Here is a 20555-nt window from a genome sequence, read left to right as displayed (position 1 = left end):
CTTTAACGAAACGAAACTGAAAAGGAACAATACCATGACTTTTAATGACCTGTTTAACGGATGTACTGGCGCTGGTGCGAAATTCAATCTACTGAAAGATTACCCGCTGGGTTCTAATCCAGGTTACGTGATGGTTGAAGTGCGTAACGGTGAATACTACAACGTGTTCATGTGGGATCGTTCTTTCTCTTACTGCTGGTTCGGTTCGAAATACAAACCAGATTACATTCTGGAACAAATCGAAACCGTGAAAGCGAAAAACCCTGAACTGTACGCGTTCGCAGAGTCTATCCGTGGTGTGTTCGGACACTGATTAATCAAGCCCCGAAAGGGGCTTTTTTGTGAGAAAAATATTATGACTTCCGCATTTATCGTTATATTGGCTTGTATTTTTGCTTTGGGTACAATTACTTGTTCATTTATTGGGCTTGCGGTGAAAAAAGAGTTGAGTTGGACAACAATTATTGTTAGTCTGTTGTTCTCCTGGGCAGTCTTCGGATACATGATTGTTGATGTCGCTGGGGATATCCTGTATTACTACACATTGTGAGGATGATGTTATGATCTATACTGTTGAATGTCTTGTTGATTGTGAACCTGGTAATCTGATTTGCGCATCCGATACCATTCTGGACTGTATCGACGCGGTGAACAATCACGAAACCTTCCCATATGTTGCTGATGATCTCGAATTCATCGCATGGAAAGACGGTAAGAAAGTTGCGGTTGCTGTATTGGTAGGGAACAGAAAAGGCGATAGCCGCGAAGACCTGAACCCTGTGACATACGAAGAAGTTATTGGTAAAATGGAGGCGGTATGAAGGTTAAAAACTCCGAACGCGGGGAGAATACCAACGAAATGTTCTTCATTCGCTGCAATCGTAAGCCCCTCAAACGCGGGTACGACGACATCGATCAAGCCCTGAGCAAGTTTAATGAAATTATCCGTTCATCCGTCTATCGTAGCGGGGAACATCCTGGCGACCTGTGGGAACTGGTAGCAAAAGATCCTTACAGTAACATCGTCCTGAAATCCGAAACAAAAGGTAAATCATGAATATCTATACTGTTGAAAGTTTAAGCGAAGATTACTATACATTTAGTGATTTGGTCGGTTCTACCGTATCGCTGGAACGTGCGATTGAAATGGCTAAACCTTTTGACTGGGTGAGTATCACTGAATGCGACGGCTTTACTGGCGAACGTCTGCGCATAGTAACACTGAGCAACGAAAAAGCCATTGCGAACGCAACCAAAGAAAACTTACAATTTGAGGATGTAAAATGAAAATCCGTTCTGGTTTTGTGAGCAATAGTTCATCAAGTAGTTTCATTGTCCGGTTCCCGAAAGATCCGACTAATATCGACAACCTGCGCGAAATGATGGGTGATTGCGTCCCAGACTGCGGTTACTACGATCCTCCATTAACAGCGGAAGAAGTGGTCAATCACGTTCAGCGTGATTTAGGCGGTCATCTGGGTAACAGCTTTGAATCGTTCTACGACGATAAACGCTATGACTGGGAAACCGAAGAAAGCGCAGAAACCCGTTACCGTTCAAATCCTCAAATTGCGCTTGCGTATGACGGGCGAGACTGGTACGATCTGGACACAGAAGAGAAAGACGTTCTGATCAAAATGTGGTTGTACGAAGAGTACAACACGAAGTTCGGCAATCAGGACGGCGTGTTTATCTATGAATTCACGTACTCCGATGAATGCGGTCCGATCGGAACTCAACTGGAACATGGAAACATCTTCCGTAACCTTGAACACACATCAAAGAGTCATCACTGATGGATAAGAAACTGAAAACAGAAGTTTGTGTTGTTATGCCTCGCTATGCATTAGGGGAGTCGATCCCCTTTAGCCAGGATCGCCCCGCACCGTTTGATGTATTTTCTTTGCGAAAATATCTTGAACGTTTTGAACTGAACGAGTATACTCTCCAAATCGTTCGGGTATGGAATCCGGTAATGTATGCGCTTGCGTTTGACGTTGCAGAATCCAAACTCACTACGATGGATGAATACGTTGAACTCCTGGCGCGTAAGTTCGGGTGTGATCGTACAGTCGAAGCAGTAAGCAATAAAGTTAACGAAATTTTAGAAAAATTCAAATACGAGAAAATTTAAATGTCAATCACAAATATCGAATTCAAAAACGCTGTATCGAAGCCAACCCCGACAAACCACGTTTTCGTGTGTGACGTATCCGGTTCAATGTACAACGAACTGCCTAAGATCCGTAAACACCTGAAAGCAAACCTGGCGAGTCTGGTTAAACAGGATGATACCGTTTCTATCCTGTACTTCTCCAGCAAAGGCGATTACGGCACGGTGTTCCGTGGTGAGAAGGTTAGCAATGTCTCTGACCTGTCTAACATCTGCGCGGCTATCGACCGTTACCTGAAACCTACGGGTTGTACTGGCTTTGTTGAGCCGTTGAATCTGGCTGCGGAAATCGCTACCGATCTGCAATCCGAAAACGGCAACCTGAACAGCCTGATCTTCCTGACAGACGGTTATGATAACTGCTGGCGTACCGATGATATTCTGAAAGCGTGTGCGGTTCTGCCACTGACTTTCAACAGTATCGCGTTCCTGGAATACGGTTATTACGTGAACCGTCCTCTGCTGGAAAAAATGGCAGAAGCAACCAACGCATTACACAAATTCGTTGAAGGTTTCGACGCATACGAACCAGCATTCGCGGAAATCATCACTGCACAGACTTCCGCACGTATCGAAGTTGCGGTTGCTGATGCTACCCATGCGATCTACCTGGACGAAGGGCGCGTGTATGTCCTGAACGCTGCAAACGGTGTTGTGCTGGTTCCAGAACACATTAAAAACATCTGGGCGCTGGGTGACAACGCAATCAATGATGTTGACGGTTTCGATCCGAACATCACCAGCGAACAGCAAGTTCTGTATGTCGTGCTTTATCATGCACTGCACACAATGAACCCTGATCTGGCATGGAAAGTGCTTCAAAAGCTGGGTGATGTCCGTCTGATCAAAGCGTATGACAACTGCTTTACCAAACAGGACTACTCCAACGCGAAAGACCTGATTGCACAGGCTGTTGTAGATCCGTCACAGCGTTTTGTTGATGGTATTGATTACAACATGGTTCCAGACGAAAACGCGTTCACTCTGGTTGATGCGCTCGAACTGCTGGCACAAACGGACACCGTGATCGACCTGTCTTCTGAACACTGGGCGTACAACCGCACAGGCCGTCAGACTGTACAGAAAGAAGATGATACACTGGATCAACTGTCTGAACAGATCGCAAACGCTGCAACCCCAGAAGAACGTAAAGCACTGGCGGCGCAAATGGTAGCACATGAAGTATGGGTTCCGAAGTTCACCCAGACTACAACCAAAGTATCGGTTAAACATCTGGTGGGTAACAGTTCCCGTCCGAACATTTCCATCAACACGGATCTGGAAGGGTATGTGACTATCCCAGAAAGCAAACAGAAAGAATTCGGTCTGCCGGAAAAAATAGAAACTAAGCAGGTGCGTAACTTCACCATCGTTAAAGATGGTATCGTGAACGTTAAAGTTCTGCCGCTGGAAACCGATATTCCGACACTGAAAAACCTTCGTGCTTCTGGCCTGACTATCAAGCCGCTCGAAAAAATCGGTGATGATCGTATGTCGGTTCTGGTAGACTTTACCTCTCTGCCTCTGGTTAACCGTGGCATGACTCGCGGGTTAAGCGGTAAAGAGTTCGTGACTGATAACGTGCGCCTGGAAATCCTGAAAGGTCGTCAGAAGGTTATGAAGTTCTTCCGTGACAACGCGATCGGACTGCGCAACGCAGAAGGGCTGAAACAGCGCTTTGGTGAGGCTGCGGGTGAATGGCTGTCTGAACAGGGTATTCGTGATTACGGGTTCTCTCCGAAGGTTGAGCGCACAGAATCGACTGATGTTTACATGTCGAAAGAACTGAACGTGAAAATCAAGGGTGTTTCCTCCCTTCCTGCTGTAGCGGCTACCGTCGCGAAGCGTGACGAAGGTAAGAAGAAACTGAACAACGGCGACCTGATTATCCTGTGGGCTTACGATCAGGTGAAATCTGAACTTGATGCGCTTGACAAAGATCAGGTAGTCGAGTATCTTGATAAGCAGACAAAGGCAACGATTCAGGAAGTCCGTAAACTGAATGCTCGTTTAAGTCGCGTAATGTACGGTGTTGTAGTAGCACATGCATGGTTCGCGGATCTGGACTTCGAAGAAACCAAAGTTTCTATCGCTGCAAAAGATATTCTTCCGAAAGAAGATAATATTCCGTCCGATTTCTGGAAAGTCTGGGAAACCACATCATTCGAATGTGAAATCGTCCTGGAAGAAAAAGAAGTCAAAATCTAACAATGTCCGCCCCCGAAAGGGGGCATATTGAGGAAAATACTATGTCACGTAACGTATTCTGGGATGAAGTTGTAAAAGGCGATATCCTGTACCTGTCAGAACCACAAGCCTATCGTGAAAACGACGAAAAGAATCACGCATACGCGCCTATGCTGCCGGATTTCGTGGTTGTTGATGATGTATTTGTCGGTGAAAATGGCTGGCAGATCGATTTAGTCGGATTCCCATATAAAAAGGGTGCAATCCTTCTCGAACTGGAAGACCATAATTTCTTCGCCCACGTTGGCAACATCGAAGATCATGGTGAATTCGGTATCGAAGATATTCGCGAAAACCCGTATGTGTTCAGCAACTACTACAAGGTCGGCGGACATCTGCGCAGTGATAACAAAACTGTTCTGTATCTGGATGGTATTCTGTCTGGGATGCATAATTTTAGCATCGAGAAGCCAGGCAATAGCGCAGAACTCTACCGCTTGTTTGAGAAGTACAATCGACAGAATGGTAAACTGTTACCGTCAGAAATGGCTTATATCATCAATCGTCTGATCATGGGACTTCACAAAACATTCCTGATTCACTATGATGGTGATGTAGAACAGGCGATGACTACTGTGATTGACATCCTGAAAGCAAAATCTCGTGAAATGGATACCCTGCCAAAATGACATTATTCTTCATCATTGCGTTAGGTGTGTTTATTCTGGGCGCTACGATTACATTCATGGCGTTCGATAAACGCGAATATCAACTGGCTATCATCGGGCTTATAGTAGCTTGTATCCCGCTGGTGTTGTCATACAACCTGTATCATGAGAAAATCGCGGAGAACGCGAAATATGAGGCAAGACGATGAAGATTCGTTCTGGGTTCGTTAGCAATAGCTCAAGCAGTAGTTTTATCATCGGGGTCGGACTTGTCCGCCCTGGTAAAGAACAGGAAGTTGCAAAGATTTACGGTGAGTCAAACGTTGAATCTCTGATGGATATGTTTGATGATACTCGTCCTAGCTGGGGTTTACCTCAAATACACGATGACGGTACAATCACACTGGAAGCGTTCGGATGTAATAGCGTCGAAATAACCCGCATCTGGGACAAGCTGAAAGAACTGAATCTGGATGATGTTAAAATCGTTCACTTCAATGAGCGCGGCGACGAACCGGAATACGACGATGAAACCGGAAGTTATGACTATGACTGGTATGACGACGCGGACGCATTCGGGCCGGAACTCGAAAAGAAATACAATCTCCTGAGAGATAACCGCGAACTGTTCATTGAAGGTGATGTTCGTTGTGGTGGTGGTTATGACGGCTAAACGATTGGTGATCTGTTACCGCTGTTTGCATGTGTATGATCACAACACAGCGAAGCGAACAGCAACAAAGCGCTTGCGCGTTAAAGAGGCGGAATGTCCTCTCTGTAAATGTAAAATCTGTTTGGGGTAATCCATGATAACGATAGTATACTGGGAAGAACTGGAAAGCGAATTCAGTGATGAAGCTGGGGAAATGGCTGCTGTAGCGGGTGAATCTGAAATGCTAACAGCTACCGAAAGCATTGATGATGCATTTGATCGCATCAAGAAACACCAGAAGGAAAACGAAGGTCGGGATATTCAGTACATGCTATCGTTCTGGCTGGATGGTGAAATCTTCTGTCATGCTGCTATTGCTGAGGATACTCCGGTCGATATGTGTCGTGAAGAAATCGTGAAGTACGTCAAATCTTTTATGCATTAATTAAATGAGAATTGAAAAATGGCTTATGTATCTAAAAAAATTGAAATAATTTCGTCGATGATGGGTAAAACTCTGGAAGAGATCGACCGGATTGGGAAGAACTTTAAAGATGAAGTTTTCCGTTTACCTGAACGTGAAATAAATTTAATCCCGTATTTCAACACGGTTAAAATTCTGATCGATCCTAGTTTTGGTCTAACGGCAACTCATTACATTGTCGGTAATGCTCCATATATGTTCGTGTTCAGAAAATCTAAGTTGATTGCGTATTTCGATCGCGCGAATCTTGGACATATTCGGGCAATCATCGACCGGATCGACCGTTATGAAGTAGGGAATTACACGGAACAAACCAGACGCACTACATACGGAAAGATTACGAGTATGCTGGAACAAACCAAACAATTCGACGGAGCCAACATCGAATTGATTGATGATCTGCTAAAAAGGGTCAACAAGTTCAAAGAAGCGTTTGACGTAAAGAAAACCGCGCTTGCTGAACCAGAAACGGTGAAAGCGCCAACCCTGGCATCTTTCGAAGAACCAGAAACCATTCCAGTAAACACAGCGTTGAAATACATCATCGAAATCGAACCAACAGATCTTGATGCAACATGTAAAGCATTGAATTCTATAGGGATTAATTTCACTCTCTATAATAAATTCAGTTAACCCAAAAAGCCCTTGCGTTCGCGTGAGGGCTTTGTTATATTACACATATCGAAACGGAACAGCCAAAAGGAACGAGAACATGAAAGCTAAAATGATGAAGTTCGTAAAAGACTGGAGAAAAGGCGCGACAATCGGTGAGAGCTACGTAATCGTAGACATCGAAAGCAACCTGCTCGAAGGTGCGAACGTTTTAGAAGTTCCTCGTTACGGTATGGTTGAAGCCGCTGATAAAGCAAAAGAACTGAACGGTTACGTTCTCCACATCATCGAAGCAATCGAGAAGGAATTAGCATGAACAGCGTTTATCTGATTGAAGAAACCATTATCCAGCCAAACGGCGGAGTGTATGAAAAGAATATCGTGTGTGCTGCCCTGAATGAACAAGAGGCAGATCACAAAGTGAAATATTTAAATGAAAATGCTGTTGTATGTCAGACGTATTCCGGTTATAGTGTTGCATATGCTTGGAAAGCGGTTAGTTTAGAAACCCAACCATCTTGGTTAATCAACCTGAAAAAATAAGGGGCTTATCATGAAAATGAATTACGTTCGCGGCGGTATCATGGCACTGTTACTGAAAGGTGTTTCTCGTAGTGAGAATCGTATGGGTATGGGGCCGATGGGTAAAGTCTGGTCTGTCTACATTGGCGGTGACTGCATCGGTTACATCGGCAATGATGGATTGAGCCGCGTTTACCTGGCTATCTCAAGCGGGGGTCGTGAAGTCGAATGTGGTAATTTCATGCAAGCACTTGCGCAGTTCATTGATACTGCGATCACTCAGATTGAAAAACAGGGCTGTATCGAACGCCGTTACGCAAACAAGATCGGAATGATTGAATATTCCAACTTCTGCTTCGAAGTCGAAGAAGTGCGTTACGACACTATGGACGAAGTATACGAATATGTGCTTCGTGGTGAGGAAGTGATTAAGTCCTATAACGGGACGAAGGTTATCAATAACCGCTCTTTCATCACCCCGTTCGAATTGCGATATCAACAGCTAATGGGCTGGATCGTGATGGAATAAGAAAAGCCCCTTTCGGGGCTTTTTTGTTATGAGGATGATAGCTGGAGTTTGATTCTTTCTACTTCTTCCGGTTCATCAATGATGCTGTAGTAAATCGTCACGGTGATTGCGTTTTCGTCATACTGCGGAATCACTTCAACATCCAGATTGTAAACACGGGGTTCGTATGCGCGGATCGCGGAGACAATCGAAGTCCTTACTGCTTCCGCTGTTAGCGGGTTCATGTTCTCGAAAATCTGTTCCCCGATCTCACAACCAAAGTTGCTATCGAAAGGCCGTGTGCCTTTTTGTGTTGTTACGATACCGATCAGACTATTCTTTACCGCTGCCGCCCCTTTCGAGGCGGTTACGTCATTGTTCCAGTCTTTTGTTAAGTTGGGATCGATATCGCTATACAGTAAGCGAAGGTTAACACCCATTTTATCCAACCACCTTTAGAAACGCCTCTAAGCCTCTCAGTGCAACGATATGTTCGTAGCCACACGAACACCTTACCGGAATGTTTGCAACGATTGCTGGCTTATCCAGAGCGCTATTTATTGATTTAAAGACCGGATAGTCGATACTATCCAGAACGGCTTCTTTCTCTGACTCTTTACAGTCATCCCATAAGATTTGTTCACCGTCGATGACTACAAACTTAATCAGTTCGGGTAACTCTTCCTTTCCGGTGCGGTGTGGTTCGACTGAAATCTTGATCTCATTGCCGTACAGCTTTTCTTCGTATTCATCCACCATGATATGATGACGATTGAGCACAAACTTAATCAGTTCCCCGCATTCAGGGCATTTGATTTGGAGATCTACAGTCTCTTTGTTGATACTGTCGAACAGAGCCATAATGTAAACATAATCGCGCTGATGCTTGAACACATCACCTTCAATAATGAAGTTATCCGTGTCATCAAGATCGCCAATGGTTAACGGGCGATAAGTCACATTATATTTTGGGATATGTCGGGGTGTATGTTTACGCATTTGCATTCTCTTTTCGTTTCAAGTCTTCCGCCAGCAGTGCAACGTAAATTGAACGTTCCATCGGGCTTCCATTCATTATAGGTTCAATCTGTACGGTATTCTTATTTAACAAATAGTTGGTTTTGAAGAACTCGTTCAGTTCTGATTTGTTGAACAGGATTTTGTACAGTGTCAATAAGTCGCTGAACTCAATATCACGCACGGTAACATGACAGGACTTGCGTAACAGTTTAACGATATTTTCCATATCTTCAATAGACACCAGATCCAGGATCGCGTTCTTTGTATCCTCGTCTAATGCATTCCATTCGTATCTTTCGCCGTCCTGCTTGACATACTGGATACATTCAAGGAATAATTGTTCACTGTTGTTACGATGTTTCGGGAATTTGAATCCCAGAGTAAGCGAGTCATCAAGGGCATATTCATTTTGCAAAACGTAATCAGTTACATGCATGAATGCTTCTGATTGTCCGCTGCTTCCTTTGATTCGGATCTTTATTGCGTTCTTACCGAACGATACACAATACACCTTAGTGAAAATGTTTTCCTGTTCGGTGCGGGAATAACCCGGATACAGAATATCTAAAATTTCATCCAGCATTTCTTGCTGTTCTGTGAGCGTCTTCCCTTCCATGTCCGCGCTTGTGAGTAAGAAACTCAACTGATCGCGCACGGTAAACATAGGGAATCGCTTCACTCCACCAGGGAGTTTTACGCGGATTATATCAATCATTTTAACCTCAAAAGGGGCTTTCGCCCCTTATTGTCCTGTAACCACACCACGAACGGCAATTGCTGCACCTTCGATAAGTGATTGTTTGAATCCGTCCCAACCTTCTTTATCTGCTTCAACAAGCCAGCCTGTTTTATAGGCAAAGTCAACAGTGAATGTCCAGATTTCGTTATTGCTTTCATAACTCAGTTCTGGATTGCTGACTTTAACAGGCAAACACTTCTGGAATACATACGTGCTGTGCGGGACACCATCGCGATTGTGTAAGTTTACCTGGATCGCGCTTGATACTTCATCAATGAATGCGAACTGGCCTGATACATCATCACGAATAGCTGATAACCATTCGTTGAATACTTTCAGGTTACGCGCTTCTGAATCCACACGGAACGTTAGTGATAATTCTCCATTCTCCGGTCGGGTGAATCGGATCTGGGGTACACCGCCATTATACACGTATTCATAACCCAGTGTTTTACCAGGCAACTGAACACCAACGATGCTCAACCCCATATTATACATCATTTTGTCACGGAATTCTGTTAGCATCTGTCCGTAAACACTATCACCAAACAGGGAAGTAATTAAACGAGGGCTTAACGCCCCCATGATTTTACTGAAACCTGTTTTGTTCAGGGACATAATAGCTTTATCAACTGTATAGCTGAATAGCTTGCTTACGCCCCCTGTAATAGCGTTCATGAACTCGTTCGGGTTATTCGCGTTAATGGAACTCATAGTACCATCTATTAAAGTATCGCGGATACTCCCGATCGTGCTGTCGAGAATGCGTGATGCTGGACTGGTTGCGAATACAACACTAAACAGGTTGCTTCGCTGAAAGTCTCTATTTGCCATTCCTGACAAAAATTCATCTACGCTATAGAACATTGTTCCCCCTTAATACTGCGTATCAAAAATCGAATCCTGACGCATATCGATCAGTTCCATAAACTGAATTTCGATTTCAACTGCGATCGGGGTGTTCGGTGATTCTCTCAACGTATTTACAATGTTGTCCATTGTACGCCCGAAACGAACGCTGGTAATACCTGCTGGCCCGAACGTGGAATGAGGGAACCGCAAACTGTCTCCTGTCTGGAAGTCACGAATAAACCACACAGGAGGCGATTTAATAACTTCAACGTTAGATACGAAGTCAACAATCTGATCCCCGATGCTGCCGTTGAAATCGCTTGCTGTCGTCTGGTTTGTTGATGGTGCAAAAACGTTTGCAACCTTCGAAGCGCTGGAATTATACGCTTGTTTAACCAGTCCGGCTAATTCTGCTGGAGTACCGCCAGAAGTAGTACCATAACCCAGCACCGTGAACAGGTAATAGATTTTAATCAGTTCCAGCAGGTCATAACGGCTTTCGATAACGAATGTATTGTAATACATCTTTGTGCGCTTATCAGAGCCTTGAAACGCTGCTTTCGTACCGATGTCGATTGCTTCCCTACGGTCTGCCAGAATACCACCAGAAACGGATTCTACAGCGCCCCAGATAACGTTTGATACCGCACGGGATAAACCTTTAGCAACAATACTATCGGTTGCATCCTGATAACGGTGTGAGTTCACTTCGTTATCGTTCAGGCTTCGCGGTAAAAGTATTTGACAAATGGGGTTAAGTGTACCCATAGTACGGGTATTCAAAACCTGTTTGTATCGAACGTTCCCAGTGTTAGCACTAAGGATCTGTTGCGCGTTCTGTGCTGCCTGACGTAATGAGCGGTAGTTGTCTTTACTGCCTGGTGCAAGTCCACCCGTGAAATCATATGCTGTGAACAGCAAGCCGTTATTATACAGGCTTGATGCATTATAAGCGTTATCAATACCTGCTGCACGTTGGGAAGGAAATTCCGCTGTTACGATCGGTTGAGTCAACGCGTTTTTAGTTGTTGCAGCACCCCCAGAGGGGATGCCAGCATTTTTGATTTCAGCAAATGATTGTACAGTGTCTTGCAATACTGTAATTTTCATTTAAATTTCCTTTAAGCTAATGCAATCAATGGTTTACGGTCAGTTCGTTGTACTGAATGCTGAACCGTGTTGTTTACTGTTTTGTTGTTGACCTGAACGCTGTTAGGCGTTGTAGGCTGAACAGGGGCTTTCACTGCTTCCGGTTGCTTGTCAATACTTGCACTCGTTTCCGGTACTGCGGTGATCTTTTCCTGCCAGCGGGAGATCATATCACGATAGCGGTCTTTGTCGTCCTCATTCAGCTTGTTCGAATTGTTTTTCTCTTCAAGCGATTCTATGAGTTTTTCCATTACCTTTTTATCGTTGCCCGTCAGATTGTCTTTGTTCAGGATTTCATCGCCCTGATCGAATTCATTATCCGCTTTAGGTTTCGCTTTCGCTTGCGCGGCTTCGATCTGTTTGGTTTCGTCCACGCGCTTACGATTAGCGGTATTCTCTTTATCAACCTCAGCCTGTAACAGTGCGGGGTTTTCCTGCAATGCTTTCAGTTCTTTCTTCTTCTCTTCGGTGATCTTTTCTTCAATAGCCACACGATCGCGCATCTGTTCCAATTGCTTAGACAATGCTTTCTGTGCGTCTGTTTGCTGTCCGAAACTATATGAGAATGCGCCCTGGGTAGCCTTAACCTGTTCGACAACCTTAGAACGTGCCTCAACCACTTTATCATTCTGATCCTGGATCTCCTGCTGTTTCAGCAGAATCAGGTCATCGGGATCAATTTCAAGACCGTATTTTTGTTTGTCGCGCAGTGCTGATACTTTCATTCCGCGTCCGGCGTTGGTAATTGTTTCAGATCCGGTATATTCACCCAGAGCGTAAATCAGATTACCGATACCTTCCGTGATTGCGGTTTTGATGGTATCGCCCAGAACCTTAAACGGTTCAAGGAACAAGTTTTTCAGCGATTCGCCCAAATTACTCATATCGAAGTTTTGCAGACCTTCGTTGATTTTCTCAGCAAGGGTTTTGATATTCCCGAAGTATGAACCAAACAAATCTTTCGAGGCTTCACCCTCTGCAAGAATATCCTGGAACCACTTCTGAACAACCTTACTCAGTACGTCGATCGCAAATACGATACTACCGATAATCAGAGTCCATTTTGCAAACTTCGCCAGCGCTTCGAGAGAATAACCGATAAAGCGAGCCAGAAGACCGGATGTATTATCCTTGATTGCACCCAGCAAAGACAATACTTTCTTGCTGAATTTCTTCTCGTCTTTATCCTTATCGCGGATCTTCTTCTTGTCCCGATCGACCTCCGGTTCCTCTTCCGGTACTGGTTCAGGTTCCGGCGCGGGGGCTGGTTTCTTTTCAGCGAGTTCGATAAACTTGGTGATTGCTTCTGCAATCGTTCCGGTGTATGTTTCGATTTTCGCAAATGGGTTATGCTGGTTCGATACACTGACGGAGTTATCAACACTGGTTGTGCTGTTGTCTGTTAATGATGGTGGACGCGCTGGCCCAACAAAATCGGGCAACTGTTCAGCAAGTGGTTGCTGATCCTGTTCGTATTGTTCCTGGAAGCCAGCGAATTTCTCTTTGAAACGATCCTCAAAGGATTTCACACTGTCTTTGATGTCCAGTGTATTCAGCGCGGTTTCAAGGGTATTATCATTAATATCCTTTAACTCGCGCATCGAATCTTTATCTAACGTTGCCTGGATCTTACGAACAGTCGGTTGCGCCTGTGGTTTTGGTGGATTCTGCATCCGGCGACGTTGTTCTTCGTTAAAATATGGATTGCTAGCCATTATCATTCACCGATGATGTTAAGCCCTTTAATGGTTTTCCCCTCATGCACAATATAGACTTCCTGGAGTACGCCACGTTTTACATCGTCATATTCATAACGATACAGGCAGTTAATTAATTGAATACGGTTTTCGTCCGTCAGTTCGATCGGCTTCCCGTTGTCATACGCTTCTTTAAGCAGTAATGCCAGATCATCCAGCATTAGGGTCGGTTTATTGAAGACCAATCGAAGGTTATCAAAAGTATGTTCATACTTAGCTTCGCTGATTTTCATATCATCCAGATTAATACCGATCTCTTTCAGTATCGCCATTGCTTTATCGTCATTGTGATAATGCAGGTGAATCAAAAGGAATTCGGTTTCTGCTGCGGTTAATTCGCGCGGTTGAATCTCTTTGATGATATACTCAAGCAACTGCATTGGGTCTTTCATTGCTTTAATCTGGGTGAAATGACGATAGCCCAGACGGGGGATCGTAACCTGTTCACCAGTAGGCAACGTGACTACTTTATTTTTGCTGTTCTTGATGTTTAAACGCGTAACCATAAATTTATCAAGTGTGTTTTTCTTCTCTTTCATGATCGCCTCAAGTATCCCGATATTTACTATTTAGTAAATAGAATATAAAGGGAGGATGTCTAATGTCCAGTAAAGTTATAAACCGCGTCGTGTCGGTTAAATTATATCCAACATATGAAAAGTTCGCTGATAACGTCTATCTTGAATTGTTACCTGCCCTTGTCTCAATGAGTGAGAAAACCATCATTAACGGTACTTCTGAAACATTGATGCAGATCTATGATAACCAGTTAATCTATCAGTTGACAGAAAAACCGATTATTCAGGTATCCTTCCAGTATAACGAAACGTTAGAACAGCATTACTACGGTGTTCTGTATTCAAACGTCGAAACCGATGATATGAACCGCTCTATACTGCGCCTAAACCTTTCTCCGGTGCATACGGTGTTTCGTCGTAAGTTTTCCCGTTCGTTCAGTAACAACGCCGTACAGACGATTACAGAGTGCATGACGGCACTGTATAACGATATGAAGTTGATCACGCCGCATATCGACGCATCAAACGTGCGTATTCCTCCGGCTTGCCTGAGCGGGACGTATGAAACCGTGTTTGATTACATCCGTGACAACGGGCAGAGCGTAGATTCGTCTGACTTCTGTTATCTGTGGGAAGATGGTTCCGGTATCTTTATGAAAAGCAATACGGAGATCCTCGCACAAACCCCGTTAAAGGCTTACAAGTTCAACGTAAGTAACCCGTTTTTAGGTGACGCTTTGGTATTCACGAAAGGTGAATACATTACCCATAAGGATAACACTACCCTGTTAGGGGATGCAAGTTTCTTTAGTTTCTCGATGACGGATAAAAAACTGTATAGTGATATCCTTGCGAGTACCGATATTGAAAACGCATGGATCACCATGAACAGAAACGCGGTATATGAGAACAACTTCCAGAACCCAGACAAACAGGGTCAACCGTTCCAGGCTGTGAAGTGTCAGACGTTATCCAGCTATGAAAAACGTATTCGGTTTGATATCAATCAGGGTCGAATGGATGTTAAAGTGGGGGCATTGATTGAGGTGTTAGGGGATGAATATTCAGGGAAGTATCTGATCGTTGAATGTATCCGCGATGTATCAAAAGATTTCCACCTGCAAACATTGGAATGTGTACAGGTGGCAGCGGCTACGAACGACACCAGTAAAACCAGTGAGGCTTAGGCCGTAGTTTCTTCATGATAGCCCATGAACAGGTCGAACACGTTGTTCTTGTTCTGTTTACGGGCTTTCTTGATATTCTCGTAGTTCTCGCGAGGCATATCGATCATGAAGCACTTCTGACGCGCTGTAGCGTTCTCTGTGAGCGCGAACAGTTCATCTTCGGTGTAATCCTTGTTTTTGTCCAGATCGAGAATGACGCATTGCCAGGTGTCTTCATCACTGGTTTGCTGCATCATCACCAGCGCGGCGTTTTTGAACCCCAGATTATGAGCAAGCATTTCATGAACGAATTCGCGATCGTCGTCTTCATAACGGATTTCTTGCCCTTCCCAACGGATCAGGCGGATAGTTTTACTTGGTTCTGATTTCATAATTTATTCCTGCTCATGATTTCACGCAAACGCTTCGTCGGTTCTGGTGGATTCTTAATGATTTCCTGAATCTGATTCCAGACTTCTTCCGAAACTTCTTTCCTTTCCATGATAACAATATTCGGGTTATCACAGCATTTTCCAACCATAACACAACGCCCACAATTAAGGCAGATTGTGTCCGGTATCGTTGGAGCATTATCAAGGAAGCGACCGAAATCAATATCTTTCAGCGCTTCCGCAACCCGTGCTTCAACGGCTTCTTTACTCATATCAACCATTTTTCGCCTCGTTCATCCAATCGCGGAATTTCCACAATTTGTTCTGTGCTGCGATGTAGCTTTCTTCACGGAAATTAGAAGCGCAATAGATCAGAGTCGGGAACTGAACTTCGTTATTGCTTGGCTTCTCGTCAAACACATACACCTGAATGTTGTTGCGAGTTAAACGCGGTGCGTTCATGCCAGCAATCAGAGCCAGAAAATCCGCTTTCTTAGTTAAGTGAGCCATTGACATAATCTTTTCCTCTTTCCGTGTTGTTTCGATGTGGGTAATGTATCACTACACTACCCAGGAAGCAAGTATTATTTTTCGATTTCGTAGCACTCTTCAACTTCGATGTTCACCAGAGGTACTTCGATATCCCATGAATCCGCTTCTGCATCGTATACGGCTTTGTCTTCGTCGTTCAGAGGCAGACAAGTAACCCAACCGTCAGTAACACGCATCACACGCATTTTAGAAAGGCTTTCGAGTGCGTCCGCTGGCAGTTTTTCACCACCGTTACCCAGTTGTGCCAAACGGTCTTCATTTACCAGAACGATTACTTTACCTTCGAGTTCTTTAGTGATTTGCATGGGATGTTCCTTTTGTCTGTTTCGTTTCGATGTGTGTAATATACAAAAAGCCCCTCACATATGCAAGGGGCTTTTTAGCAAAAAGTGCTATTTAAAACAGATCAGCGAAGATAACGTGAATATCATCCGGTTCGGTCTTATCGCGTCGGATCTTCTTGATGATTGGCAAGAAGAAACTGAACTCAGGTTCGCCCTTCTTACGTGTTTTAGACTTCTGGAGTCCGTCAACTTCCATTTCGACGATAGCGCCGATATAGTCATCTTTGTTCGCCATGATGTATTCGCGATCCAGTTCACCACGTTCTTCTAACGGGATGTACACGCGGTTAATACCGTCTTCATCGTATCGGTAGTCCGTATCAGTCAGACCGGAACCTGTGTTTGTTCTGGCTTCTCCTGATAAGTCCTCAACCACGAACCCTCCGACCTTATGAGCTTCTTTGGTGTGTTCGTACACGTCGATGATTCGCAGTTCAATCGGGGTTTTGTTCTTCAACTTCACCTGATCCGCAACGCGTGAATCCTTCCATTTGAAATCAACGTTTTTCAGGATTGAACCCTCTTTACCGTCATTGCGGTAATTGTTGTAATCCTTTTTCGCTTCCGCGTAGTTCTGCACCAGGATAGAAGGGATCAACTTAACCGATGTTACACCAGAGCCAGCCAGCGCACCTTCCAGGATAGAGAAACGATCGCAATATGGTTGAACACTCGGAGCATCGCCATAGTATACTTCATACGGTACGATATCCCAGACAACATAAACGATATTGCGCTGTTCTTCGTCGCTGATAGTACCTTTCAGGGATTTGTTTACAATCCCGTTGCCCTCTTCGCGTTTCGCTTCAGCTTGTGTCTCGTTCTCGGTAGCTTCCCGCCTAACATCTGCCACAAGGTCAGAAACAGAATCGTCGTCATCGCCCATAAACCCAGCAAGACTAAATGGAACGCTGTTTGAAGGAACGACAGCAGTTTTTTCAGCAGGGACATAGATCAGTTCTCCATCAAGTACAACATCATAACCCAGATATTCACGAATCTTTTTCAGATCCTTGTCCAGATTCACCAAACCTTCATACTCATTTCCCGCGCGGGTTGCTTTGCGGATCTGATTCTCTAACAGATCGGACATACAACGCGCACCATCGGCTTTAAGCTGCGAGTAAGCAGGGAAGCGAATACGTTTTAAGGCTTTCTCACTAAACGGCGTAGCGAGGCATTGAGGCTGTTCTGGAATGAGTTTCTTCCATACGCGGTTTGGTAACGTTGTACCAGCACCACATTCCAGATCGCGGTTAATGATACGGCGAAGCACTTCGCGATCATTCTCGTTCACCGATGATACGATATCCAGCAGACGATCACGGGCTGCGTTGCCCGTATATTTTCGCGTTGCCAAATCAGACATCAAATCCGCGATAGCATTCGATAGCGGGGTTGTGCCTGGCTTACCGTCCACCTGCGGAAACTTCTTAATGTGAAACATAATCTGTTTCGTGTACGTAATGCGGAAAATCTCTTTTAGCAGATCATTACCTGCATTACGTTTCAGGATCGCTTCCTTCTCTGAGATTTTCAGAGTCGAAGCGAGTTCATTTAGAATCTGTAAGATCATGTAATTTCTCTTCGATTTCAAACCATGATTTAACTGACTGGTGAGGCGACCACGGGGTTTCACGTTCACCACGCAACATATGGAATAACGGCAACTGACTGATGACGTTATGACATTCGTTTAAGTTTACCGCAAGATCATCAACGAAGCAAACCAGACGATTGCCATATTTGGCTTTCGCTTCCAGATAGCGGTGTACTTTAGTTTCACCATGCCCGACAACCATCACTTCTTTGAATGCAGAAGGGAACAGCGTGTTCAGGTTAGCAATACGGTTAAGGCTTGCCGTAGGAGTGGTTCCCAGCGCCGTGACAGCCACGAAATCATATTTGGCTTTCAGACGGTTGATCACAATCAACGCATCGTCATACGCGCTTAGATAGCGAATAAACGAACTGTTGTTGTATTCTTCCATGAGAATTTTCGCCAGTTGGTGATCACACCCGAAGATTTCGGTCATATCACGGAATTTTTCATCTGTAACCATATCCAGGGCAATATCGGTCGGCATATTGTGTTTTGACAAAAAGAACGGCAACCCCGACTGCCATTTTACGGCGATCCCGTCAATGTCGGTAAGAATAACTGGTTTCAAGATTTAACCTCATAACGATCAAAGAAAAGGGTACTCTTAAACGCTTCAATATCCGCAAGGAATTTGTCACGCTCAAATGTACGATAATAATCAAATTCGATACACAGCATATCATCATTCGTAACACTGATACCAGTGATATCTTGATGATATTTCTTTGCCTGTTGCAGAACGAAAGGATCAAGATCCGAACAATCGAAATAAACTACGTAACCCATCATCAACCCTTGTACATATAAACAGCGTCGAAGCCAGGAACATCCATTTCGACTTTATCGAACACGATATCTTTCAGCTTACATTTTTCAACGTAGCTGTTGATCACGTTAATGTTGTTCGCGCCGATGGTGACGTAATACACACCCGCTTTGTAGATAACACCCATAATCAGGGTAGAACTCAAAGCGCCCTGTGCGTGGAGTAATGCCAACGGGTTAATCGCGCCTTTGAACAGGAACGCGCATTCTACTCTTTCATCATAATCTTTATAACCTATCATAACAGATCTCTCAATCGGGTTAAATTTCGGACAAACTCACGTTCAGTGAGTACCGTTTCATTCATCTTATTCTTTCCCATTGAATGAGTCAAGGTACTTTTTCCGGTTGCAGCCAGCGCACGGCGGAACCCGTCATTCAGGAAAAGAGCATTGTACGCGTTTTCAATCAGGATTTGATATGCTTCTGATTCACGGTGAATCGGCATACCCTTCCAGTATAGGGTCTGATCGCGATACCATTTCTTTTTCTTGCCTTTGAACTTGGCGGCTTTACCAACCAGCGTACACACATGCGCTTGCATATCTGGATTGCTGAATTTCAGACTTTGTAAAAAGCCCTCCATTGATGCACATTCTACCCCGTCAAACGTAAACGGATGCGGGGCGAAGTTGCTCAATGCGCATGATGGGTATGAATCACCACTACCAATATTCATAATAACTCTCTTAACGTATGGTCTACATAGAAATTCATTGATTACATCAATCTCTTCGGAGATTGTTCTTTCTGTTTTCCCCGTATACCTTCATACACCGACTCGATTAAAAGATCTTTTTCGAATGACCGTAACATTATGAACACCACCCGCCCCGCAAGTGCTGGTTTTCAGAGTTTCGGCTTTACGCGCACCCAGAACCAGAGTTTTAACAGGAGTCACAGGAGCAGCGATAACCACAACAGCAGCCCAACGTGCGCCAACAGCTTTATCAGTACCCAGGTCGATTACAGCAGAGGTATTCTTACCAGCCGCCAGAACATACGCACGGGCTTCACGACGAGTGTTGAAGCAAACCAGTTCTTTCATGTTGTAAGTTTTCATAATGTCATCCTCAAAGTTAAGTTGTCTTGCCTACGTGGTTAAAGATACAAGAAAGCCTGATTCAGTGCAAGCATTATTTTGCATAAAAACGAAAAAAGCCGCTACCTTTCGGCAACGGCTGGATTTTAATACTTTTCTTCTGGCTGGAACACCGCACGACACGCCCACATAGAGGCTTCTTTCAGTCGGTCTTTCGCCAGTTGGATTTGATGGACACGTTCAAGCATCGCATCGAGTTCTTCTGTTGTGAATGAATCGGTATCTGATACCGCGTAATCGCTTGAATACTCTTCATCCAGTTCTTTGAAGATTTCGCCCAGGGCAATTTCAGCGGCCTTGATGCGGTTTACTTTGTCGATCTTTTCTTTTGAATGGGGCTTATAGCCCTGTACGTCTTCAATCGCCATTATAGACTCTCTGTAAAGGTTCGGGCGATAACGTCGCGCTGTTGTTCAGGAGTCAGTGAATTGAAACGCACTGCATAGCCGGACACACGGATCGTTAACTGTGGGTATTTTTCTGGATGCTTCACAGCATCTTCCAGAGTTTCGCGGCGCAACACGTTTACGTTTAAGTGTTGTCCACCTTCCACTTTAACAGTGGGTTGAAATTCAATATCGACTTCACGTTTTGCGAATGGAGCAACGCGAGCTTTACCGATCACTGAATCCATTTCGAGGGTTTTGGATACCACCACACGAACATCATTACCTTCTTCCATGTAGATTGTGCCAGTGTGTAAACCTTCTAAAATCTGATATGCTTTCAT

At 44.4% G+C, this 20555-nt stretch carries 34 protein-coding genes; 16 read left to right on the top strand and 18 right to left on the bottom strand.

Annotated elements, in window-relative coordinates; translation table 11 throughout:
* Window positions 1-34: 34 nt before the first annotated feature.
* The 15 genes from ACFOWS_RS17555 (at window position 35) to ACFOWS_RS17490 (ending at window position 7827) form a co-directional block, all read left to right on the top strand.
* The gene (locus tag ACFOWS_RS17555; RefSeq protein ID WP_379767450.1) at window positions 35-313 is read left to right on the top strand and encodes a hypothetical protein; all 279 of its coding nucleotides are present in this window, start codon (window positions 35-37) and stop codon (window positions 311-313) included.
* A 199-nt stretch (window positions 314-512) separates the two neighbouring features.
* Complete coding sequence (locus tag ACFOWS_RS17550) at window positions 513-821, top strand: hypothetical protein (RefSeq protein WP_379767447.1); 309 nt, start codon at window positions 513-515, stop codon at window positions 819-821.
* Window positions 818-1057 (top strand): hypothetical protein, encoded by a 240-nt coding sequence (locus ACFOWS_RS17545; protein ID WP_379767444.1) that lies wholly within the window; start codon window positions 818-820, stop codon window positions 1055-1057. The genes ACFOWS_RS17550 and ACFOWS_RS17545 overlap by 4 nt, the downstream gene beginning before the upstream one ends.
* Window positions 1054-1287, top strand: coding sequence for a hypothetical protein (locus ACFOWS_RS17540; RefSeq protein WP_379767441.1), 234 nt, complete (start codon window positions 1054-1056; stop codon window positions 1285-1287). The genes ACFOWS_RS17545 and ACFOWS_RS17540 overlap by 4 nt, the downstream gene beginning before the upstream one ends.
* Entirely contained in the window at window positions 1284-1796 is a 513-nt protein-coding gene (locus tag ACFOWS_RS17535) for a hypothetical protein (RefSeq protein ID WP_379767438.1), read from the top strand. The genes ACFOWS_RS17540 and ACFOWS_RS17535 overlap by 4 nt, the downstream gene beginning before the upstream one ends.
* Window positions 1796-2134 carry a hypothetical protein gene (locus tag ACFOWS_RS17530; RefSeq protein ID WP_379767435.1) on the top strand — a complete coding sequence of 113 codons (339 nt, stop codon included), beginning with the start codon at window positions 1796-1798 and terminating at the stop codon, window positions 2132-2134. The genes ACFOWS_RS17535 and ACFOWS_RS17530 overlap by 1 nt, the downstream gene beginning before the upstream one ends.
* Window positions 2135-4381, top strand: a complete 2247-nt coding sequence (locus ACFOWS_RS17525) for a VWA domain-containing protein (RefSeq protein WP_379767432.1) — start codon at window positions 2135-2137, stop codon at window positions 4379-4381.
* A gap of 2 nt (window positions 4382-4383) precedes the next feature.
* The gene (locus ACFOWS_RS17520; protein WP_379767429.1) at window positions 4384-5049 is read left to right on the top strand and encodes a hypothetical protein; all 666 of its coding nucleotides are present in this window, start codon (window positions 4384-4386) and stop codon (window positions 5047-5049) included.
* A gap of 184 nt (window positions 5050-5233) precedes the next feature.
* Entirely contained in the window at window positions 5234-5701 is a 468-nt protein-coding gene (locus ACFOWS_RS17515) for a hypothetical protein (protein ID WP_379767426.1), read from the top strand.
* A complete protein-coding gene (locus ACFOWS_RS19025; RefSeq protein WP_449267394.1) occupies window positions 5670-5831 on the top strand; it encodes a hypothetical protein in 162 nt (53 codons plus the stop codon). Before ACFOWS_RS17515 ends, ACFOWS_RS19025 begins: the two co-directional genes overlap by 32 nt.
* A 3-nt stretch (window positions 5832-5834) precedes the next feature.
* Window positions 5835-6125: a hypothetical protein gene (locus ACFOWS_RS17510; protein WP_016053907.1), complete on the top strand. Its 291-nt coding sequence runs from the start codon at window positions 5835-5837 to the stop codon at window positions 6123-6125.
* A gap of 18 nt (window positions 6126-6143) precedes the next feature.
* The gene (locus tag ACFOWS_RS17505; protein ID WP_379767423.1) at window positions 6144-6797 is read left to right on the top strand and encodes a hypothetical protein; all 654 of its coding nucleotides are present in this window, start codon (window positions 6144-6146) and stop codon (window positions 6795-6797) included.
* Window positions 6798-6876: 79 nt separating this feature from the next.
* Window positions 6877-7092, top strand: a complete 216-nt coding sequence (locus ACFOWS_RS17500; RefSeq protein ID WP_016053905.1) for a hypothetical protein — start codon at window positions 6877-6879, stop codon at window positions 7090-7092.
* A complete protein-coding gene (locus tag ACFOWS_RS17495; protein ID WP_379767419.1) occupies window positions 7089-7319 on the top strand; it encodes a hypothetical protein in 231 nt (76 codons plus the stop codon). The genes ACFOWS_RS17500 and ACFOWS_RS17495 overlap by 4 nt, the downstream gene beginning before the upstream one ends.
* 10 nt (window positions 7320-7329) lie before the next feature.
* On the top strand, window positions 7330-7827 hold the full coding sequence (locus ACFOWS_RS17490; RefSeq protein WP_349043990.1) for a hypothetical protein: 498 nt from the start codon (window positions 7330-7332) through the stop codon (window positions 7825-7827).
* 26 nt (window positions 7828-7853) lie between these two features.
* On the opposite strand, the gene ACFOWS_RS17485 is transcribed toward ACFOWS_RS17490, so the two are convergent.
* The 7 genes from ACFOWS_RS17485 to ACFOWS_RS17455 are packed head-to-tail and all read right to left on the bottom strand — an operon-like array spanning window position 7854 to window position 13862.
* Complete coding sequence (locus ACFOWS_RS17485) at window positions 7854-8246, bottom strand: GPW/gp25 family protein (protein ID WP_016053902.1); 393 nt, start codon at window positions 8244-8246, stop codon at window positions 7854-7856.
* 1 nt (window position 8247) lies between these two features.
* Window positions 8248-8805 (bottom strand): gp26 family baseplate hub assembly chaperone, encoded by a 558-nt coding sequence (locus ACFOWS_RS17480; protein WP_349043989.1) that lies wholly within the window; start codon window positions 8803-8805, stop codon window positions 8248-8250.
* Window positions 8798-9541 carry a T4 family baseplate hub assembly chaperone gene (locus tag ACFOWS_RS17475; protein ID WP_016053900.1) on the bottom strand — a complete coding sequence of 248 codons (744 nt, stop codon included), beginning with the start codon at window positions 9539-9541 and terminating at the stop codon, window positions 8798-8800. The genes ACFOWS_RS17480 and ACFOWS_RS17475 overlap by 8 nt, the downstream gene beginning before the upstream one ends.
* Before the next feature lie 27 nt (window positions 9542-9568).
* The gene (locus tag ACFOWS_RS17470) at window positions 9569-10432 is read right to left on the bottom strand and encodes a phage tail protein (RefSeq protein WP_016053899.1); all 864 of its coding nucleotides are present in this window, start codon (window positions 10430-10432) and stop codon (window positions 9569-9571) included.
* Window positions 10433-10441: 9 nt separating this feature from the next.
* The gene (locus ACFOWS_RS17465) at window positions 10442-11527 is read right to left on the bottom strand and encodes a baseplate tail-tube junction protein (protein ID WP_349044078.1); all 1086 of its coding nucleotides are present in this window, start codon (window positions 11525-11527) and stop codon (window positions 10442-10444) included.
* 11 nt (window positions 11528-11538) lie between these two features.
* Window positions 11539-13287, bottom strand: a complete 1749-nt coding sequence (locus ACFOWS_RS17460) for a hypothetical protein (protein WP_379767413.1) — start codon at window positions 13285-13287, stop codon at window positions 11539-11541.
* Window positions 13284-13862, bottom strand: coding sequence for a hypothetical protein (locus tag ACFOWS_RS17455; protein WP_379767410.1), 579 nt, complete (start codon window positions 13860-13862; stop codon window positions 13284-13286). Before ACFOWS_RS17455 ends, ACFOWS_RS17460 begins: the two co-directional genes overlap by 4 nt.
* Before the next feature lie 62 nt (window positions 13863-13924).
* Here ACFOWS_RS17455 and ACFOWS_RS17450 point away from each other — a divergent pair, with 62 nt between their 5' ends.
* Window positions 13925-15028 carry a hypothetical protein gene (locus ACFOWS_RS17450; protein ID WP_379767407.1) on the top strand — a complete coding sequence of 368 codons (1104 nt, stop codon included), beginning with the start codon at window positions 13925-13927 and terminating at the stop codon, window positions 15026-15028.
* On the opposite strand, the gene ACFOWS_RS17445 is transcribed toward ACFOWS_RS17450, so the two are convergent.
* The 11 genes from ACFOWS_RS17445 to ACFOWS_RS17395 form a co-directional block, all read right to left on the bottom strand.
* Window positions 15025-15399: a hypothetical protein gene (locus ACFOWS_RS17445; RefSeq protein WP_349044082.1), complete on the bottom strand. Its 375-nt coding sequence runs from the start codon at window positions 15397-15399 to the stop codon at window positions 15025-15027. The genes ACFOWS_RS17450 and ACFOWS_RS17445 overlap by 4 nt on opposite strands.
* Window positions 15396-15671 (bottom strand): hypothetical protein, encoded by a 276-nt coding sequence (locus ACFOWS_RS17440; protein WP_379767404.1) that lies wholly within the window; start codon window positions 15669-15671, stop codon window positions 15396-15398. Before ACFOWS_RS17440 ends, ACFOWS_RS17445 begins: the two co-directional genes overlap by 4 nt.
* Before the next feature lies 1 nt (window position 15672).
* Complete coding sequence (locus ACFOWS_RS17435; RefSeq protein ID WP_379767401.1) at window positions 15673-15909, bottom strand: hypothetical protein; 237 nt, start codon at window positions 15907-15909, stop codon at window positions 15673-15675.
* 74 nt (window positions 15910-15983) lie between these two features.
* Complete coding sequence (locus ACFOWS_RS17430; RefSeq protein WP_379767398.1) at window positions 15984-16256, bottom strand: hypothetical protein; 273 nt, start codon at window positions 16254-16256, stop codon at window positions 15984-15986.
* A 91-nt stretch (window positions 16257-16347) separates the two neighbouring features.
* On the bottom strand, window positions 16348-17871 hold the full coding sequence (locus ACFOWS_RS17425; RefSeq protein ID WP_379767395.1) for an ATP-dependent DNA ligase: 1524 nt from the start codon (window positions 17869-17871) through the stop codon (window positions 16348-16350).
* Window positions 17849-18466 (bottom strand): hypothetical protein, encoded by a 618-nt coding sequence (locus ACFOWS_RS17420; protein ID WP_349044011.1) that lies wholly within the window; start codon window positions 18464-18466, stop codon window positions 17849-17851. Before ACFOWS_RS17420 ends, ACFOWS_RS17425 begins: the two co-directional genes overlap by 23 nt.
* Before the next feature lie 220 nt (window positions 18467-18686).
* Window positions 18687-18965, bottom strand: a complete 279-nt coding sequence (locus ACFOWS_RS17415; RefSeq protein ID WP_016028071.1) for a hypothetical protein — start codon at window positions 18963-18965, stop codon at window positions 18687-18689.
* Window positions 18962-19402, bottom strand: coding sequence for a hypothetical protein (locus ACFOWS_RS17410; RefSeq protein WP_016053888.1), 441 nt, complete (start codon window positions 19400-19402; stop codon window positions 18962-18964). The genes ACFOWS_RS17415 and ACFOWS_RS17410 overlap by 4 nt, the downstream gene beginning before the upstream one ends.
* 90 nt (window positions 19403-19492) lie before the next feature.
* Window positions 19493-19771 (bottom strand): hypothetical protein, encoded by a 279-nt coding sequence (locus tag ACFOWS_RS17405; RefSeq protein WP_379767391.1) that lies wholly within the window; start codon window positions 19769-19771, stop codon window positions 19493-19495.
* A 140-nt stretch (window positions 19772-19911) separates the two neighbouring features.
* On the bottom strand, window positions 19912-20193 hold the full coding sequence (locus tag ACFOWS_RS17400) for an Acb2/Tad1 domain-containing protein (protein ID WP_016028068.1): 282 nt from the start codon (window positions 20191-20193) through the stop codon (window positions 19912-19914).
* A complete protein-coding gene (locus tag ACFOWS_RS17395) occupies window positions 20193-20555 on the bottom strand; it encodes an autonomous glycyl radical cofactor GrcA (protein ID WP_016028067.1) in 363 nt (120 codons plus the stop codon). The genes ACFOWS_RS17400 and ACFOWS_RS17395 overlap by 1 nt, the downstream gene beginning before the upstream one ends.

This window comes from Flagellimonas marina, assembly GCF_042651185.1.
Taxonomy (GTDB): domain Bacteria; phylum Bacteroidota; class Bacteroidia; order Flavobacteriales; family Flavobacteriaceae; genus Flagellimonas; species Flagellimonas marina.
This window is presented reverse-complemented; position numbering and strand designations above follow the sequence as displayed.